The sequence below is a fragment of the Methanosarcina hadiensis genome (assembly GCF_046529725.1).
GTDB classification, from domain to species: domain Archaea; phylum Halobacteriota; class Methanosarcinia; order Methanosarcinales; family Methanosarcinaceae; genus Methanosarcina; species Methanosarcina hadiensis.
The window spans coordinates 428,116-446,799 of record NZ_CP136241.1 but is presented as its reverse complement, the minus strand read 5'-3'; the positions used below and the strand labels follow the sequence as shown (position 1 = coordinate 446,799).

The following is an 18,684-nucleotide window of genomic DNA, read 5'->3' as shown; positions in this document are numbered from 1 at the left end:
GTTTTGTTTTCAAATCCTTTTTGACCCTGTTTTGATTTCAGATCCTTATAATTGACGACATATTGGTAAGAGGGTCTTTTTCAACCTGGAAAACATGGTCTGCCGAATCGATCAGTGACTCGTCATGCGAAACCACTATGATCTGCCCAACTCCTATGCTGCGCATCATGTCTATGAGTTTTAAAAGCTGCCTGACATGTCCGCGGTCCAGGAAAACTGTTGGCTCATCCAGAATCATTGGAGGAAGCCCGTCCGGCCTGTCCCCGCCAAAGCCAAGGGAAAGAAGCCTGTAAATAGCACAGCGCAGTACAAGGTTGAAGATTGCACGCTCGCCTCCGCTCAGGAGTTTGGGTTCGAGTGGGGTGCCGTCTTTTCTGTAAACCGTCAGGTTATATTCGGGATCAAGTTCGATATGTGAATAAGCGTTATTTGTGTACATGAAACCGAACATCTCATTCAGGAGAATTGAAAGGGCTCCTATGTTCCTTGCCCGCATATCAGCCCGGACGCGCATGTAGGTATTTTCAAGCTCGTCAGCATTATTGTATACGGCTTCAAGGTACAGCCTTTTGTTTTCAAGAGCTTTAAGTTCTTCCTGGAGTTCCTTTAAACGCTTCAAGCTGTTTTCGATCATGCCTATTTCTTTAAGGAAAGTGTCCTTTTCGGCAGTTACTTCCAAGATTTTTTCTATAATGTTTGCCTGTGCCTCTTCAAACTTAGCGCGTTTCTGCTGAAGGTCTGCAAGCTTATTTCCTTCAAGTTTTGCTTCTAGCTGCCTTATCCTGTCGCTGCGGTCAAGGATTTCGCGGTCAAAGAAACCTATTTTTTCTGCCAGGCTTCTAATGCCGGTTTCAAGCTCTGAGATTTTATGCCTGATACTCTCCATGCGGAGAAGGTTAGCCTGAAGTTTTTTTGCCTGACCGAGAAGCCTTTCACATTCGGCATGGGCTTTTTTTACTTCGTTTTCTTTTTTCCGAACAGCTTTAAGGGCAAGCTCTAAAGATTTGAGTTTTTCTTTTAACAGGGCTTCCTTTTCCGTAAATGACTTTAACTTTTCATTGAGCTCTCCGAGCCTCAGCCCGTAATTTTCAATGAGTGCAAGAGATGTCCTAATTCTGCCGTTCAGGGATTCAATCTCAGAAGCATTTTCGGCAAGTTTTATTTCGAAAGCTTTTGCTTCCCTTAGAGCCATTTCACTTTCAGCATGAGTTTTTTGAGCTTTCTCTTTCCGGCCCTGCAGAGATTTAATATCCAGAAGGAGCTGATTTCTTGCGGTTTCAAGCTCCTGCTTTCGTTTATCAAGATTTTCAAGCTTCAGGGAATCTTCCTCTATGCGGGCTCTGTAAGTTTCGATTAATTTCCCTGAAGCTTTTGACTTTTCATTGAGCTTCTCAATTTCAATACCATAATCAGACGCCTGTTTCTCAAGCTTCTTTGCATCTTTAAGCCGGTTAAGCTTTTTATCAAGTTCAGCACTCTGCAGCTTTGTATCCGCAAGTTCCGAAGCAAGCTTTTCTTTTTTCTTTTCGCATTCTTCTGCGGTGCATGCAACTTCTGACCCCTTTAATTCCTGCCCGCAAGTAGGACACTTTCCTTCTGCAAGCAGTTCCCGGTTTTTACGGAGGCTATTTTCAATTTCCCGTAAAGTAACCTCAAGCTCTTTTTCTTTCCCGTGAAGCCGGTTTTTGTTTTCCAGCAGAATCTCGTTGAAATCTTCCAGGCTTTCAAGCTGACCTGCAGTAAAGCCGAGCGCTTTCAGCCCGGCAAAAATTTCAGACTTCTGCTCCTGAATATCCAGCATTGCTTTTGAGTTATTTCTGAGCTCCTTTTCAAGCGCCTCAATTTCCAGGTTTCCTTTTCTGACTGCGGCTCCACAGTTTTGTATTTCCGCATCAAGCTCGCGCAGGCTTGAATCCACGGTTTCCTTTTCCTTAAGGGCGAGGCCAAGTTTTGTCGAAGCTTCATTTTTCCGGTCTCTTAGAATGCTTTCTTTTTCTTCAAGTTCTTTTATGACCGAAGCAATTTCATCAGCTGCCCCAAAGCCTGCTTTTTCTCTCAGCCCTTTATTTTCCTCTTCGAGCTGTTTTATTTTTGCCCTGTACCCTTCAATCTCCTTATTTGCAGCCCCAATACTGTTTCTGCATTCAATGAGAATGCGTTCAGTCTCAGCTTTCTCTTTTTCAAGCTCACGCAATGCCTGTAAACCGGTTTCTTCTTCTTTCAGGAGGAGGGCAAGTTCTTTTGATGCGGCACTTACTCTCTCTCTGGCAGAGGCCTCTTCTTTTTCCTGGCATAAAAGGAGAGCTTCAATTCCAAGGTCCCCAAAACCGCACTCTTCCTTCAAGCCGTTATTTTCTTCTCCCAGTTCGAGCAAAACGCGCCTGTGACCCTGAATTTCTCCTGAAAAAGCTTCCTTTTCTTTAAAAGAGCCAGCCTTTTCTTGCTGAGACTTAAGGATAGCCTGTTTCAAAGCCTCGATTTCCTGCAGGCGTTCCCTGTACTCGGCAATCCTTATGTCGAGTTCTCCTTTACGTGCAGCCGCAGCCTCTTTAATTCCGTTAAATTCCTTTAAGGACGCATCGCATTCTTTTACTTTCTGCCTGAGGTTATTAACGGCTGAGAAAGGCTCTGTGCTTTCAATTCCCTCGATTTCTGCTTTCACACCCAGAAAGCTGTTTTTTGCATCCCGTTCAAGCCTTCTGACAGCAGTTTTCGCATAGCTTGCCCTTTCGCGGTATTCCTCAAGTTTTCCGAGTTGCAGCAGGTCATCAATCATACGCTGCCTGTCTTTTGGCTTCGCATTAATAAGTATGTCAATTTCACCCTGCCTGATGTACGCACAGTTTCTGTATGCTTCTTCGTCCATATTCAGGAGGGCGCAGACCTCTTCATAGGTACGGGTCGCCTGGTCAACAACGTTTTCTCCGTCTGCAAAAAGCACACATTTCGAGCTCGAAGCAGTTTCATTTTTTGAAGAATACCTGAAAGCCTGCTCAATAAGGTACTCCCGCCCGAGATGCTCAAAACCGAGGTTGATTTTTGCATTCTCAGCCCCTTTGAAAATCATGTCAGCAAGCACGAAATCCTTTGAAAGGATTTTGCTCCCGAAAAGCCCCATGAAACAGGCTTCGAGCAGACTTGATTTTCCGCTCCCGTTCACCCCGGAGATTACGGTTACTCCATCTTCGAATCTGAAATCCAGCTTTTTATAACTCCGGATATTTTCTATGTACAGGTTTTTCAGCTTCACAGGTAATCACCAAGGTTGTACTGTCTGGGGACGGCAGATTTTTCTTTTCCTTTTTTATGGCTCTGCTTTACCGGTTTTGCGGCTTTATCCGGAACCCTGGCAGGCTTATCTTCCAGAGGTTTTTCATCCACAGATTTTTCATCTACAGGCTTTTCATCCATAGATTTTTCATCCGTGGGCTTTTCATCCGGAAGCTTTTCGGCTTTGTCCACTCCTTCTTTTTCAGGAACTGGTTCTGCCCCATGCCCTGAAAATTTCCCAGCCTCCGTTTCGGATATATTTCCGGTTTCTGTCCTGAAGTCGGTTTTTTCTTCATTTCCTTCAGGTTGAGCTTCTGCAGTAATTTTGAGAGTTTCCTGAGCAGTCTCGGATAAAGATAGAGATTCAGCAGACTCAGCAGACTCAGCAGACTCAGCATATTCAGCGTTTTCATCTGGTCCAGAGTTTTCATTTATAAACGAAATGTGGTCAGGTCCGGGAGTTTCATCAGGAACTCCAAAACTCTTACTGAGAGATTCATTAAGAGATTCGGACCTTTGAATTCTAACAGGAGACATCAGGATTTCAGATTTTTCGAAAGCTGCCGCCACAGATTCAGTCCCACCTGCAGGTCCGGGAGGCTCAATCTGTTCAGCCGCATTCGCGGGTTCGATTTTTTCAGGCCTTACAATTGCAGTGGAGCTGGCAGGGCTAGCAGGAACGGGGCTAACACAATCGGGATTGACAGGGATTTTTATCATAAAATCCGGGTCTTTGAAGTCTATCGCTTCAATTAAACCCACAAGCCGGTTTTCTGTTTCTTCGTCTACCCTTGACCTTGGAACATCCGGGCTCCGGATAACTTCATCAATTATCAGCCCGCCGTCATTTAAGCTCATCTTGCGGATCTCTTCGGCAACAGCCCTGTCAGGATCTGTGAACGCAACTTTAATGACTTCTTCGGGAACCCCATCCTTCGTCCTGGAGTCATTAACATTTGCCACTACGAGAGCTCCTTTGCCCAGCACGTATTCTTCGATCTCGCTGAAAGAAAGAACCGAACCCGAATCTCCTGAAATATCCAGAAACACCACTGATTCCGGGATCTCTTCAAGGTGCTCATTTACGGCAGAAGAAATCTGTTCAAAGGGCTTCTCTTCCCCGTAGAGTTTTGCCTGAATAAAAATGAAGTCACGGGTAGGGATGGTCCTCCTGCTGATTTCCAGCCCTTCCCCGGAAAGAGTGATAATGCTGTAAGAACGCGGTTCCTTTTCGGATGCACTGTTGCGTTCGGTACTGCCCGAGTAGGTGATCCAGGCCTCTCCTTCCTTTTTTTTCTCGTACTCGTGGTAGTCCCCAAGGAGAATCGCATCAACCTTAAAAGGGAGGTTTCCAAGTACCTCAGCACAGTCCCAATCCGCAAACGGAAGAGGCTGCACTATCTGGTGCATTACAAGCAATCTCCTGCAATTTTCCGACAGAGATTCCGGAATCTCAAACCCTGAATAATCGTAAAGAGGAATTCTTGATTTTGGGACGCTGTCAATTCCGTAGATTGCGACATCTCCGACCACCTGCGGTTTTTTCCCGAGCCTTGCCGCAAGCCCCATTTCCTCAAAGAGGTCCAGCCATTGGGTACTTTGCTTGCTCTCGTGGTTCCCGACGATTCCAAAAAAAGGTATGTTTGCAGCCTTTAACCGGGACAGGACATTCATAGTCTCAAGAAGGTCTTCAAGGGTCGGGTTTCTCGAATCGAAAAGGTCTCCCGCATGCACGACAGCATCAACCTGCATGTCAACCGCATCCTTTATGACAGTCTCAAAAGCCTTAAAAAAGTCCTGCCTCCGTACCTCATTATGGTACTGCCGGTATCCCAGGTGCGTGTCTGCTGTGTGAAGTATCCTTATTTCCCGGTCCATGGTATCAGTCTCTAGTTTTTACGGTATAGGGATTTGTATATTAGTATTTAACTGATTTCCACAGAAGCTGGGTTAAGAGTTGGTTTCAAAACCAATTTTATTCCCACTTTAAAGAGAACTATAAAATGATTTTTCTTAATTAAAGAATAATTAATTATTTCAAATTTAGATTTTGAAATGTTTCTGGGTTTTTTACTCAACTTATTAATAAATACCTAGAAAATTCAAAAAGAGTATTAATAGATTATTTTCGGATTAAAGCTCGAAAAAGAAAAATTTTGGTTCGTTTTGATTTTGAAAGACTGCAAAGAGATTATAAATTACTAGAATAAAGTAATTATATTCTTAGAGTACTTTTGATATTGTCAACTGTAACCTTTCGAGAACTTGATAGTATTTTTATATAGTCTTCTCGTTCCGGCCACATAGGCAATTTTGATTCGAGATTAAATACTCTTGTTAATGTTTCGAGTTTTCCAGTCGCAAGATTTTTCAGCAGCTCTCGTTTTGTAACCTTACTTTCATCCTCTCCAGACTTCATTTTGCTCGCACTTGATTGACCCGTAAAATATTTCTCGCGATATTTTTCAATTGACATAGTTCCCATCCCCCTATTACACGGGCCACAAATAGGCCTTAAATTTGAAATATTATCGCTACCCCCTTTAGCAGCCGCTTTATTATGTCCAACTTGAAAATCAGTTATATGGATTGTTCTTAGTTTACAACAGTAACATTTCCCTTCAACCTTATTTCCCATATATTTGATCCAAACTGCATCTCTAGTATTTTTATCAATTTGTCTTCTTTTTTCCGCTAAAATTCCCCCTTAGAAATTAGAAAAGTTATTAGTATCTATTTAGATGCAACTGTTATAAAAAATTTATTAATATGGTTTAAGTTTTTAAATTACCAATTTAGAGGTAAAAGAAAGATGCGGTTTAAGAATCTGGTCACTTTCATTTCTTCGCTTACCCTGCCCTCTCATTATACTTATCAAAACGAGAACAATTCAACAGGAACGAAGACGAACTGCCATACCTTTTTTCTATTGAGTGATTTTCCACAACAAGTTTCAGAAGAAATTAGAGGTTAAATAACTAATTCTATTATTCTCGTTTCATATCTAATTCAACAAAGATTAATAAATTTCTTATACCTTTGATTATCAAAATTAACATGAATACAAAAAATAAAATCAACACCAAAGCATTTAAAATTCAGGTGAATAAATGATTCCCAATTACAGGTACAAACCCGGAATCTATTTTACTGCGACTTTTATCATAACCTATGCTCTCTGGTTTTCAGCAGCATACTTAAGTTTTCATGATGATAATGGCGTGTATATATTATTAGCGTTACTTGGAATGATGGTACCTTTTCTCGTCTCACTTTTTATGATATTTACGTCTAAAAATTCGGATTTAAAAAAGGATTTTATTAACCGGCTTATTAATCTCAGGTTAATAAAGCCAAAAATGTTACTGGCGTTTTTTTTAATAATGCCGCTGACTGTTCTGGTATCCATCTTTCTTTCTCTTCCATTTGGCGGATCGACTTCTCAACTTCAATTTGCTGAAAATTACTCTTTTTCATCAGGGTTTGTACCTGCATTTCTTACTCTTATCATGGCTTCAACTTTTGAAGAGCTTGGGTGGAGAGGATACGGTTTTGAAAGTCTGCAAAGCCGGCACACTTTCTTTACGGCATCAATTGTTTTCAGTATACTCTGGTCGCTCTGGCATTTTCCGCTGATCTTTGTCAATAACATGTATCAGTACGAAATTTTCCACGAAAACGTCTGGTATGCGGTGAATTTTTTTGTCAGCATCATCCCTATGGGAGTGATTATCAGCTGGCTTTACGTAAAAAATGGAAAAAGTGTTCTGGCAGTGATTCTAATTCACATTGTCATAAATTTCTCGCAGGAAGCTCTGCAAATGACCCAATTTGCAAAGTGCATTGAAACTCTGGTTGTTACTGTTGTTGCTGCCATTATTTTCATATCGGACAAAAAGACATTTTTTGAAAAGAGCACCTTGCCTCTCGGGTTAGCTGAAAAACAAATTTCTGAGGCTAATTAAATGACAGATAAATCCCAAAATCTTTATTCCAAATTCCTTCTTATCTGGTTTGGACAATTCATTTCAGTAATAGGTAGTGGAATTACTGCTTTTGCCTTAGGAGTATACGTATATCAACTAACCGGTACAGCTTCAAGCTATGTCTTTATACTTATGTGTGCTTTTTTGCCCCCCTTCTTACTGAGGCCCTATGGTGGTATACTGGCTGATCGTCATGATAGGCGTTTAATGATGATTTTAGGGGATTTCGGATCAACGCTAGGGCTTCTCTTCATATTTACTATGATGCTAAAAGGCAATATTGAACTCTGGCAAATTTATCTTGGGATTGCAATCAGTTCAGTTTTTTCAGCTTTTCAGGAACCAGCCTACAAAGCCCTGGTTACGGACTTTCTACCTGAAAATCAATATGCTAAAGCAAGTGGATTAATGCAATTAGCAAGTTCAGCTCAATATTTGATTTCCCCGTTTTTAGCCGGAATTATACTCACAATAATGGACATCAAATTTGTCTTTTTAATTGATGTTACCACATTCTTAATTGCCAGCTCCATTGTTGTATGGATAAGAAAAACTTTGGGCGGAGTAACAATAAAGAAACCAGAAAAGAACAATATGGCTGACCTGAGAGAAGGTGTTCAGGAATTCTCGAAAAATAGAGGCGTGGTTAATCTGGTTATTACTACCATGCTCGTACTCTTTTTTGTCGGACTGCTTCAATCCCTCTTTGTTCCAATGCTGCTGAATTTAACAACAGTAAAAACAGCAGGAATCACTCAATCTATCTGCGCATCAGGCATACTGGTTGGAAGCATGTTTATCGGGGTATTTGGCAGCAAAAACAAGCATGTAAAAACTTTATCGATCTCACTTTTCATTTCAGGCATATTTTTTGCCAATCTCGGGCTCTCAACAAATATTGCTTTTGTTACCTTAGCAGGATTCCTGTTCTTTGCCACTTTGCCTTTTATTAACACTTCTATTGAAGTTTTAATTAGAAAGAATATTGACAACAGTAAACAGGGACGTGTGTGGTCGATTATTTCAATGGTTACTTATCTTGGTTCCATCATAGCTTTTACAGTCTCAGGTTTTTTAGCAGATAAAATCTTCAATCCTCTTTTAGAAGCTGATGGATTATTGTCTCAAACAGCTGGCTCTATTATTGGAGTAGGAAACGGCAGAGGAATTGCCTTAATGTTTATAATTTCTGGATTAATGATTTCTTTAATTGCTCTTTTGATATGGAAAAATAAGAAGATAAAAGAATTAGAAAACATTGAAAGTCAGGACAATAAGCTATCTCAAAACAAATATTATGTTGAAACGTAAAACTGCCTCCGGACTTCCAACATCAAGAGGCTACTCTATCCTTTTTTAATTTCATCTTTTCAATGTGGTTTAAGAATTTTATTGCTTTCATTTACTCGCTGCGTACCCTGTCCTCTCATGTACAGATCGAAACCTGAACCTTTCCGGCAGGAATGCAGGTGAACCGATACGCCTTTTTTGCTATTGAAAGATTTTCCACAGAAAGGACATTCTGTCATATTTTATATAATGTATTTTTATCTTTATTAGCTTTTCCACAAATTTAGGTTTGTTAGAGGATTAAGCAGGAGTAAAGCTCCACTAAATTAATTAATATAATCCTCTGATGAAGAATTTGGAAGAATAAAGTTATAAATAATAGTAAATTGTCTCTACTTTAGATTTCAGGGTTTATCCAAGATTCACTAATGTTTTACCGCCTGGAATAATCCTATTAGGAAATAGTTTAGAACCCTATCCTACCAAAAACGCTTTTATTCTCCAAACACAAATAGAAGGCAAAATCGGACTTACAAAGTTAAACTGAAAATAGTAACATGAAACCTTTACTGTAACTGTCAAATGATAACATTTATGGCAGAGATTTCATGTTTTTTGCAGCATGTTGAGTTAGTCCTGAAAATATAGAATTTTTAAATTTTTATTGAAAAGGGGTTTTTGAAATGAAAAAGATGACAGAACAGCATCTTATCAATGCATTCGGTGGGGAAAGCCAGGCACACATGAGATATTTGCACTTTGGAAACCAGGCAGAAAAAGAAAAATTCACTAACGTAGCCCGCCTATTCCGCGCAATAGCTCACGCCGAATATGTCCATGCAGGCGACCATTACAAGGCATTAAAACACCTCGACGGAGGCTTTGTCGCAAACAGCATGGCAGCTTTTGGTCCCGGAGATACAATTAAGAACCTTAAACTCGCAATCGACGGCGAGACATTCGAAATAGAAGAAATGTATCCCGTATACATAGAAGTAGCAAAATTCCAGGGAGAAAAACTCGCACAGAGAAGTTTTGAATGGTCATATGCTACTGAAAAACTGCATAAACAGCTTTTCGAAAAAGCTTTCAATGCAGTTAATGCAGGAAAAGACGTTGATCTTGGCCCTGTCCATATCTGCGAGGTATGCGGATATACTCTCGAAGGAGAAGCTCCTGACAGGTGTCCCGTATGCGGTGCAGTAAAAGAGAAATTTACTGCGTTTAGATAACTTCTAAAAGTTAGGCTTATCCTTTAACTCAAAATTTACTTTTTTAATCTCGTATTTTCAGAGTATACCGGATAAGCCCAGGATAAATCCCCAGATAGGATTTTCACCTGCGAATCAGGGCAAAAACCAATGCGAGAACTGAAATCGCGCCAATAAATGTAAAGGCTGGCGTAGATGCTGATGTAGGCGAGGATTCGGTTTCTGAAACTGGTTGCTTTTCAGAAGTGGGGATTTCTCCTTTGTAGTATTCGTTAGAGATTGTGCAGTAGGCGACTGTAAAACCGCCGTTTACTAAGATATCACCTGTTTTGAAATCATTAATTTGATAAACAATATCAATTGGTATGGAGCCTCCAGCCCACTTATCGGTAGGAGCGACTGTCCACTCATATAAGATTGTAGAGTTTTCTTCCATTATATCTGCCCGATATACATTCATTTTTGAAGTGGGTCCATTTGTAATTTTAAAATATCCTTCTCCAATTTCACTCAACTCAATGGATACCTCTGACTTTTGATATACAGTTAAATTTATGCCAACAGCAAAGGGCTCGTCAATTTTTAAAACTGGTTTTGCGATCTCTTTTCCGGGTAAAATCTCACCATTATAGTAGACATCCATCTTGCCATATGAACTACCTGCGAATGCACTGTCGGTCAACAAAATTATGCAAAATATTCCAAAAAGTATCAATTTGATTCTCATGTTCCACCTAATTCTAAAATAAGTTCTTCATATCCGACTGATTTTTCAGTAGAACCATCTGCTTTATCTCCAACACCCCTTGGACTTGGGCCAACAATTGTAGCAGAATAGCCATTAAAGTGAAAAGTTATCTGTGTATTTTTTCCAACCCATATACTACTTCCATCTTCATTTCTTCTGGAAGGATGATTGACATGTTCCTCTTGTCTAATGTATTTTTGACCTTTGTGTCCAAAATAAGGCTTAGGAATTACTTCGTTGTCGTTATCAATGATCGCAAATGTCTGGTATTTCCCAATCACCTCATACGTCCAAACATTCACCGTAAAAATCCAGTGCGGCGGCATTACCGGAAGTCCGCAAGGAACAGCCGCCATAGTTCTGTCAAGTCTTTTAGTGACCTTATCTGCTACTTCTCCCGAATACCTATTCACGGACTCGTTTGCCAGATTTTTCAGTTCACCGTCAACTTTTCCAAAGAGAAGATCAAGAGCTTCACCTTTGCTAACTGTTACTGCACAGATTCCGTTTGCAACGCCCATTCTAACATCTGTGTCGACTCTGTTCAGGACAGCTTCGAGTTCATCAGATTCTATTGATGGACGCAGGTTCCGAATTTCCTTTATTATAACATCAGTAAGTTCGGTTGCAAGCTGGTCTGTTGTGGATTTTTCAATTAATTCCTTATCGGAAAGGCTGTTAAGATAACCAGATGCGACTGCACGGACGCGGTCTTCTTTAATCCAGCCGGACACAACAGGATTTGAACTAATTTCGGAGACTACCTCTTTAGTAATCTGAATTCTCATCTCCCTGGCATAAACCAGATTCAGGTTGTAGACTTCCGCGTTTAGCCGGGTTGTATCCAGAGAAACTCCCTGTTCGCTCAGGCTTTGCTCCATAAGGTCAACTTCCGTATTAAGCACGGAAATGCTCTGGCTGATCTGCTGCGAAGTTTCGGTTTTTACATATTCTCCGCTTGAAGAGATCGCATCAGCAATTTCCTGGGAGATATTGGTTGTGAAAATGCAGGTGTTACGGACGCCTAGAGGATAAATTGTTTTTCCGCCCATAGAATCTGCCCACTCATATTCTCCCCTGAGGTCAAAGTTCTGATCGTGATAGAGGTAGTTCGGTTTCTGGTCGACAATAAGAGTAAGATTTTCTGTCCAGTTGTATTTGCTTTCGGGCTGGCCTGTGACAGTTATTGTGGAAATGATGCCCATTTCCTGCCCAAGCGCAGATGCAGCTCTTTCCATTGCCGGGTTATCGAAGAAAGTCATGGAACCTGATGCCACGCTGTCAAAAGCACCTGTACTGAAACCTTTTTCCTCAAGGGCATCGAGGATATAGGAATTAAGGTTGGAGTCCAGATTTTTGTTCTTCTGTTCGATATCATTGAGCAGTTTATTGTAGGCTTCATTTCTGGCAATGTAACGGGCAGAATCGCTTGATGTGTACATCTTCCCTGTGGAGGTGAGGTGCTGCTTTTTATTAACATAGGTTTCCCGGCTTGCTTTAAGATTAAGAATAAGCTTTTCGGCAGTTTCGACCTGAAGGTCTGCAGGGTTCTGACCGGGAGATTCGAGAAGAGAGTAATTGAATGTGGGGTTGTCCCTTTCTATGGCATCAAGCATTGCCAGGACTTCTTCAGCCATAACCCTGTGAAGCCAGGATGGAATATCACAGACGACACCCTGTTTTGGAAGGTACTTACCATCAGGGTAAGCCCAGAATGTACTCTCGATTGCCCTGATATCCACATAAGCAGCCCTGTACTTGTCTGCAGCATCGAAACAGCAGGGATCAAACCTTTCCGCACCTGCGGTGTAAAATGTTGTTCTTCTATATTCTCTTTCTATCGGGTCAGTGTAGGTTGATATGCCTGAATAGATGCCTGTGGGAGGTCGCTGGTGATAGAGTACTGTCAGGTTTTCAGACTCAATCTCAGAGTGGAAAAGGGTCTCGGAATCGGCTTTGCTTACAGTCTCAGACTTTGAGCCGCTTGATGTGGCATAATTTGCTTCAATGGACGTAGTACCATCCGCATTACGGTTTACTGTGTGCCAGACGTAAGTATACGTATAGTCATAATTTATTCTCCAGGTTGTCCTGATGCTATAATAAATATCATAACGGATGCCCCAATCAAATGTATGGTCTTCTCTGCTAAGGTAGCCATCATCTGTTCTGTACTCGGCAATAAGCCTGTCATTAGCCCTGTACTCATAGTTTGGCTCAACTCTTACATCGGCTATCTCTACCGAAATCAATCTAACGGATGCATCCGTGACATACCAGTTTTTCAGCTTTCCTCTTGGAGGATTAATTTCAGGATCCATAGTGTTAGAATAAAAGTTTGAAACAGACTTACCCCAGGAATAAGAAGGGACACGCGACCCTGTATGTGTACCCGATGAAAAATAATCAGAATCCCAGCTTACTATGTGCCCGCCATATGAAACCGAATCCCGGTCAAAATCCGCTTTGATTATTGAAGCCAGAGGGTATGGAGAATTGAAGCCATCCCTCAGGATCTGTCCCTGAACCGGAGCTGTGTAAACACTATTTGTAACTGTATGTATAAGGTCAGGGTTTTTCTCTGTCCAGACGTGGTCGTTGAAAACCCAGCCGTCAAGAACTCCCCGGGTATAATCCGAAGCTGAAACATTGATTTCCGAGTATTCAGAAAGGTTGTCATAGGAGGTATTTGCCTCTATAAGGGAGTTGTCTATGCCTTCTTCCACATCCAGGGAAAAAGACCGGTTTGCTGCAAGAGAAGAGTAGGTGGTCGTAAGGTTTACACCTTTATCCGTATCATAAGAAGGCACGGAAATATTCGAGCCTGTGGAATTGTGCATGGTTGAATTTGTGAAGCCTGGACTTGATTTTTGGCTCCCGGAAGAGCAGACATCTTCATACAGGACTTTTCCATTATAGTAAGTGGTATAGGTAAGTGCCAGAGGGTCAACGGAATCAAATACCCTTTTTTGGGTGTAAAGCGTTGCCCCGTTAACCGAACTTGCAAGGGCGGGATTTGTCAGGATATTCAGGGGACCGTTTGCATAATGCTGCCAGGGACCGTAAACGAATGTCCTGAGGTTTGTTGCCCCGAGTACGATATTTGAAGTTGAGTCCAGGCTCGAAGACGTCCCGAGTGCTGTTTCGTACTCCCGGACAAGTTCTTCAAGCAGGGGTTCTCTTGAAGGTATAAGGGTGGAGAGGTTCATACTCATATTGTATGTTTCTCCGGACTCAAGGTCAACAAGAGTGTAATTCAAAACAGGAATTTCGAAGATATAGTAAATCGTGTAGCTTTTGTCAGATGGGAAAATTTCCCTTTGCAGAGTACCGTTAACTTTTCTTACATTTATTTGCTCGGGTTCTATGTCAGGTTCGACGTTAATAGCGAATTCCATGAATGTATGGCTATTGCCCTGATAGTTTGCCGAAAGCAGCTGGTTAAAAGACTCTGCCGTAATATCTTTTATGGGGTTTGTTTCAATCTGGAACCAGTCCGAGGCTTTGAGTTCTTTACCGTAATATAGTTCGATGGATCCATACCCGGATGTCGAGTTTTTCGGGACTTCCATATTTTCATAAAAGGAAACTTCTTTACGAAGACCTATAGCTTGCCCGTAGTTCACACGTTTGAGTTGCTGTCCTGAAGAATCATTTACGATTAGAATAACGTCCCTTTTTTTCAATATGGATAAGATTCTGCTCCATATATCGGAAGGCAGCTCTACGGAGATTTGAAGATTATCTCCTATCTCAAGGTTCTGGTTTTGCGGAGTTACCATAAAATTATCTTCAGAGAATCTCTCAACCGTAGAGCCTTCCGGAAGAATTACTGGATGTTCACCCTGCCACTCCAGAGCTTCCATCCCAGCATAGTTAAGGCAGCGGGCAAGGTCAGATACAGCAAGGTTTATAGCTGTCTGTCTGGGATCGCTTTTCTCTGTAGTATAGATTGTTTCTGCAACCTCGCTGTCCATCTTCAGGAGGTATACAGAGGTAAAGGTTGCAATAAGGACAATGAAAATTCCTATTACGGCATAAGGAATGTAAGCGCCTGTATCCTGAAAAAGCCAGGAATATTCTAGAAAAGAAGATTTAACAGATGATTTCCCGGCTATGCATCTCACCCCAAGAACAGAAGGTTGTAAAGAATTGAAAGGCGTTTGTAAAAAATATTAAAGAGTTATATGCATAAATAGTTTACTTTATATTGGAAAGTGATATAAACGAAAATAAAAGTTAGATAAATAAAAAACAGAAAGAAAGTAAGAATAGGATATGAAGAAATGAGACCTTTTTAGTAGTTATTCGTTTCTTTATTAGCCACTGACTCATTTTTATTATCTATCCATTCGTTTTTATTATCTATCCATTCCTTTTTATTAGCTATCCGTTTCTATTAGCTTATTACTCTTCTTTGTCAGCACACTAAAACTTACAGGGATGCTTCTCCCTTAACCGATAATTTTTCCAAGGAAGTAACCTGGCTTAGCACCCGTAATTTCCACCTCGGTGTATTCGCCGGGCTTCAGGCCGGAGCCACTAACCACAACCGGGCGGTAAGAATCCGTACGCGTGAGGACATCTCCGATCTCTGTATATTTTGAGACAAAAACTCTGCCTTTCCAGCCAATCATTTCATTTTTGGATTCAATCTTTATCTGCTCACAGACTTTATGCAGTTGTTGTGAGCGTTTTACTGAAATCCTGGAGTCAAGGTTCCTGAATGAAAATGCCTTTGTATGAGGGCGGGGAGAATATCTGGAAATATTGATCTTTTCAGGACGGTACTTTTTTACCCACTCTACAGTTTCTTTAAAATCTTCATCTGTTTCATCACAGAAGCCTACGATTATATCAGTAAACAGGGAAAGGTCTTCAAAACGGTCACGGAATTCAGTAATAATTTTGTCTACAGCATCCATCTTATGAAGGCGGTTCATTTTTCTCAGGACAGAATGAGAGGCGGACTGAATCGGAAGATGGAGGAGTTTGAAAATTTTATCCGAATCAAAAGCATCTACCAGATCATCCAGAATCGGGAGGACAGAGAAAGGGTTCATCATACCGACTCTTACTTTAAAATCGCCCGGGATTTCCGAGATCATGCGCAGGAGTTCAGGGAGTTTGACTCCCGTATCCATACCATATTGGCTATCGTCCTGTGATGTAAGCCATATTTCCCTGCAGCCGTCTGCAACTGCGGAACGGATGTCGTATATTATTTCTTCTGGGGGAAAAGAGCGGAGTTTACCCCTTGCATGCTTTACTATACAATAAGAGCAGGCGAAGTTACAGCCCTGGGAAATCTGGCAGATATGAATATTGGGGTTTGAACGCTCGCGAGGTACATTAAGGAAACCCAGAGGTTCGGAAGTTCGGATTTCCAGACGTTCTCCTCCACGCAGTCCAGCCTTTTTTATCTGTTCAATTGAGGAAAGAAGTTCTCCCAGACGGGAGACCGCATTTACACCAAGAATATGTGCTTCGGGGTTTGCGTTCAGAATATCTTCAAGCTGGACTTCGGGCATGCAGCCTGAAACAATGACCTGGATGCCTTTCTCACCCATGCTGCGGATTTTATAGAGAATTTTCTGTTCTGTTGTATATTTCACCGTGCAGGAGTTGCATATATAAACCTCTGCCTGTCCGGCAGCTTCAGGGCTCAATAATTCATGCCCGAGTCTCTGAATGCTTGCTTTCATAATCTCGGCTGATGCCTGACTTGCGGAACAGCCAAAACTTTCAAGATAAATTTTCATATTCTGCCTTCGCACTTTAGCCTGATACTTCAATTCGATATTTTAGCTTGTTATTTCAATCTGAGATCTTAGCTGATACTTCAATTTGAGATTAATTGAGAGCTGATTGACACCTCTTGTCACCACCCTATTTGGCAATCCAGTTTATGCCCTGAACCAGTAAATCAGCCCTATTTTTCAGTTTGCCCTGAGATCGATATGATATTTATAATTAATGTCTGTTGTTTGCATTCTCTGATAATGCAATAAAAATATCTACCTTTATCCGCCCGTTTTTTAAAAAAGGATTGAAAATAAAAACAAAAAGTAAAGGATAAAAAAGGATTTTACAGGTAGAGAGGAGTCTCCTGTTTATCCTTTATATAAACGCTGTCTGTGAACCTGACAGCTCCGGACGCACCCATGGAAATCGTGTGCACTCTGGCATCTCCCCCGCCAAAAAGACGGGTTTCGCGCAGGAAAGGACCCGGGGTTACGGCTGTTGAGGAAAAAATTACATCCTTTCCGGGAACCAGTCTTTCCGTATCAAGGATATCATTAAGGTTCTCAAGGGTGATTCCCATCTTTTCGAGCCTGGGCATTTTTTCCTCAATTTCTTCCTGGATCTTTTCCTTGGATTTTCCGTTTGCAACACTTGGCAGGACAAGCCTTGCAAGGATTTTACCACCAAGGATCTTAATTGCAGCAGCCGTCAGGACAGCCTCTCCGGAACCGCCCGCTCCCATAACCATATGAACGCCTGAGCCGCGGATCGCAGTTGCAACACCAGGCATGAGGTCTCCGTCAGTAACCAGCCTTACACGGGCTCCTGCTTCGCGGATTTCAGTTATCTTCTGGGCGTGCCTTGGACGGTCAAGGATTACGACCACCAGTTCTTCAACGCTTCTTCCTAGAGCCTTTGCAACAATTTCGAGGTTATGCCTTACAGGAGCGTCCAGATCGATCCTTTCATTGGGGTGTTCCATTTCATAACGGACAACATCCGGACCGACGACTATCTTGTCCATGTAAATGTCAGGTCCGTGGAAGATCCCTCCCCTTTCAGCCATTGCCATGACAGCAACAGAACCCGGACAGCCATCGGCACAAAGGTTTGTGCCTTCCAGGGGGTCGACTGCAATATCAACTTCAAGGTCTCCAACCCCTGTTCCGACCTCTTCCCCGATATAAAGCATAGGGGCTTCGTCCCTCTCCCCTTCTCCTATCTTTATTATGCCTTTCATGTCAAGTTTGTTGAGCATTCTTCTCATGGAGGCAACTGCTACCTGGTCGGCAAATTTCTTGTCCCCACGTCCCATCTGATAGGCTGCGGCAATTGCAGCAGCTTCGGTTACATGAATGAGCCTTGGCAATAACTGGTATTCAATCGGCCCGGCGCACTCAAACATATTTTCTACTGTCTTTGGATGAGGCATGATAATCTACTCTTATTTCCTGCTTCCTGATAATTACAAGATGATACTGTAATAATAATCCTTCTCTGGCTTTTCCATTCGTCTGTTAATGTGATCTTTAAAGCAACAGGATATTAATATCTATTGGAAGAGTTCAGACACATGGATATGTTAAACTTTATCAAAAGAATCAAATTTATATAAAAATACCTTTGATTACTGGAAGAATCCCTATTTTCAGAAAAATAACCTTATATTACACTTACAACTGAAGTGAAAAACGTGAAAATCCATTGCCTTCAGCATCTGAAAAACGAGACTCTTGGGAACATAGGTACCTGGATATCCCTGAGAGGTCACAGGCCTACAAAGACCCTGCTTTATGAAAAAACTGCTTTTCCTGAGCCTGAAGAGTTCGACATGCTCCTGATAATGGGAGGTACAATGAGTGTTTATCAGGAAAAAGAATTTCCATGGCTAAAGCCCGAAAAAGAATTCGTGAAAGAAGTAATTGATGCAGGCAAACCTATACTTGGAAGTTGCTTCGGAGCGCAATTAATTGCGGATGTTTTGGGGGGAAAAGTTACCAGAAACCAGTTCAAAGAAATAGGCTGGCACAGGGTAAAAGCTCTGGTAGAAAAAAAAGAGAAAATGGAAAACAAAAGTAATGACGGACAAATAATCTCAGAGCTCCCTTCAGGCTTATTCCCTGAGTTTACCGCGTTCATGTGGCATGGAGACACGTTTGAAACCCCTGAGGACGCAGTAAGACTTTTCGAAAGCAAAGCCTGCAGGAACCAGGGATTCATTTACAGTGATAATGTCCTCGGGCTGCAGTTTCACCCTGAAGCCGACAGGCAGTGGATAGAAAACCTGATAGATGATTCCGGGCATGAGCTTATTAAAGAGAAGTACATCCAGTCTAAAAGGGAGATGCTCGGATGCGAGCATTATTTTGAAGACTCCCGTAAAATTGCTTTTTCAATTATGGACTGGTTTGAGAAAAAATGTGGAAATTGAATT

12 protein-coding genes and 1 pseudogene are annotated in these 18,684 nt (G+C 41.6%); 4 read left to right on the top strand and 9 right to left on the bottom strand.

Annotated elements, in window-relative coordinates:
- Positions 1 to 37: 37 nt before the first annotated feature.
- From RSJ42_RS02085 to RSJ42_RS02070, 4 genes and pseudogenes are all read right to left on the bottom strand, one after another.
- On the bottom strand, positions 38 to 3,250 hold the full coding sequence (locus RSJ42_RS02085; RefSeq protein ID WP_410509080.1) for a DNA double-strand break repair ATPase Rad50: 3,213 nt from the start codon (positions 3,248 to 3,250) through the stop codon (positions 38 to 40).
- The gene (locus RSJ42_RS02080; protein WP_410509079.1) at positions 3,247 to 5,148 is read right to left on the bottom strand and encodes a metallophosphoesterase; all 1,902 of its coding nucleotides are present in this window, start codon (positions 5,146 to 5,148) and stop codon (positions 3,247 to 3,249) included. The genes RSJ42_RS02085 and RSJ42_RS02080 overlap by 4 nt, the downstream gene beginning before the upstream one ends.
- 337 nt (positions 5,149 to 5,485) lie before the next feature.
- Complete coding sequence (locus RSJ42_RS02075) at positions 5,486 to 5,746, bottom strand: hypothetical protein (protein ID WP_410510433.1); 261 nt, start codon at positions 5,744 to 5,746, stop codon at positions 5,486 to 5,488.
- A gap of 72 nt (positions 5,747 to 5,818) precedes the next feature.
- A pseudogene (locus RSJ42_RS02070) lies at positions 5,819 to 5,908 on the bottom strand (hypothetical protein); the annotation flags it as partial.
- Between the two features lie 472 nt (positions 5,909 to 6,380).
- On the opposite strand from RSJ42_RS02070, the gene mmrce1 reads away from it, so the two are divergent.
- Positions 6,381 to 7,235, top strand: coding sequence for an MmRce1 family CPBP family CAAX prenyl protease (mmrce1, locus tag RSJ42_RS02065; RefSeq protein ID WP_410509078.1), 855 nt, complete (start codon positions 6,381 to 6,383; stop codon positions 7,233 to 7,235).
- Complete coding sequence (locus tag RSJ42_RS02060; protein WP_410509077.1) at positions 7,236 to 8,567, top strand: MFS transporter; 1,332 nt, start codon at positions 7,236 to 7,238, stop codon at positions 8,565 to 8,567.
- A 59-nt stretch (positions 8,568 to 8,626) separates the two neighbouring features.
- Here RSJ42_RS02060 and RSJ42_RS02055 read toward each other — a convergent pair whose 3' ends face one another.
- Complete coding sequence (locus RSJ42_RS02055; protein ID WP_410509076.1) at positions 8,627 to 8,785, bottom strand: hypothetical protein; 159 nt, start codon at positions 8,783 to 8,785, stop codon at positions 8,627 to 8,629.
- Between the two features lie 444 nt (positions 8,786 to 9,229).
- On the opposite strand from RSJ42_RS02055, the gene RSJ42_RS02050 reads away from it, so the two are divergent.
- Positions 9,230 to 9,778, top strand: coding sequence for a rubrerythrin family protein (locus tag RSJ42_RS02050; protein ID WP_410509075.1), 549 nt, complete (start codon positions 9,230 to 9,232; stop codon positions 9,776 to 9,778).
- A gap of 103 nt (positions 9,779 to 9,881) precedes the next feature.
- Here the strand turns inward: RSJ42_RS02050 and RSJ42_RS02045 are convergent, their stop codons facing one another.
- From RSJ42_RS02045 to glpX, 4 genes are all read right to left on the bottom strand, one after another.
- A complete protein-coding gene (locus RSJ42_RS02045) occupies positions 9,882 to 10,484 on the bottom strand; it encodes a sarcinarray family MAST domain-containing protein (protein WP_410509074.1) in 603 nt (200 codons plus the stop codon).
- Positions 10,481 to 14,632 (bottom strand): hypothetical protein, encoded by a 4,152-nt coding sequence (locus RSJ42_RS02040; RefSeq protein WP_410509073.1) that lies wholly within the window; start codon positions 14,630 to 14,632, stop codon positions 10,481 to 10,483. Before RSJ42_RS02040 ends, RSJ42_RS02045 begins: the two co-directional genes overlap by 4 nt.
- A gap of 327 nt (positions 14,633 to 14,959) precedes the next feature.
- Complete coding sequence (locus RSJ42_RS02035) at positions 14,960 to 16,267, bottom strand: tRNA (N(6)-L-threonylcarbamoyladenosine(37)-C(2))-methylthiotransferase (RefSeq protein WP_410509072.1); 1,308 nt, start codon at positions 16,265 to 16,267, stop codon at positions 14,960 to 14,962.
- Positions 16,268 to 16,593: 326 nt separating this feature from the next.
- Positions 16,594 to 17,682 carry a class II fructose-bisphosphatase gene (gene glpX / locus RSJ42_RS02030; protein ID WP_410509071.1) on the bottom strand — a complete coding sequence of 363 codons (1,089 nt, stop codon included), beginning with the start codon at positions 17,680 to 17,682 and terminating at the stop codon, positions 16,594 to 16,596.
- 261 nt (positions 17,683 to 17,943) lie between these two features.
- On the opposite strand from glpX, the gene RSJ42_RS02025 reads away from it, so the two are divergent.
- A complete protein-coding gene (locus RSJ42_RS02025) occupies positions 17,944 to 18,681 on the top strand; it encodes a type 1 glutamine amidotransferase (protein ID WP_410509070.1) in 738 nt (245 codons plus the stop codon).
- The last annotated feature ends 3 nt before the right edge of the window (positions 18,682 to 18,684 follow it).

What these genes read in the sequence shown, in the direction of transcription:
- RSJ42_RS02080 (WP_410509079.1), bottom strand. Translation starts at nt 5,148, where the DNA reads ATGGACCGGGAAATAAGGATACTTCACACAGCAGACACGCACCTGGGA.
- RSJ42_RS02075 (WP_410510433.1), bottom strand. Translation starts at nt 5,746, where the DNA reads ATGTCAATTGAAAAATATCGCGAGAAATATTTTACGGGTCAATCAAGT.
- mmrce1 (WP_410509078.1), top strand. Translation starts at nt 6,381, where the DNA reads ATGATTCCCAATTACAGGTACAAACCCGGAATCTATTTTACTGCGACT.
- RSJ42_RS02060 (WP_410509077.1), top strand. Translation starts at nt 7,236, where the DNA reads ATGACAGATAAATCCCAAAATCTTTATTCCAAATTCCTTCTTATCTGG.
- RSJ42_RS02055 (WP_410509076.1), bottom strand. Translation starts at nt 8,785, where the DNA reads ATGACAGAATGTCCTTTCTGTGGAAAATCTTTCAATAGCAAAAAAGGC.
- RSJ42_RS02050 (WP_410509075.1), top strand. Translation starts at nt 9,230, where the DNA reads ATGAAAAAGATGACAGAACAGCATCTTATCAATGCATTCGGTGGGGAA.
- RSJ42_RS02045 (WP_410509074.1), bottom strand. Translation starts at nt 10,484, where the DNA reads ATGAGAATCAAATTGATACTTTTTGGAATATTTTGCATAATTTTGTTG.
- RSJ42_RS02035 (WP_410509072.1), bottom strand. Translation starts at nt 16,267, where the DNA reads ATGAAAATTTATCTTGAAAGTTTTGGCTGTTCCGCAAGTCAGGCATCA.
- glpX (WP_410509071.1), bottom strand. Translation starts at nt 17,682, where the DNA reads ATGCCTCATCCAAAGACAGTAGAAAATATGTTTGAGTGCGCCGGGCCG.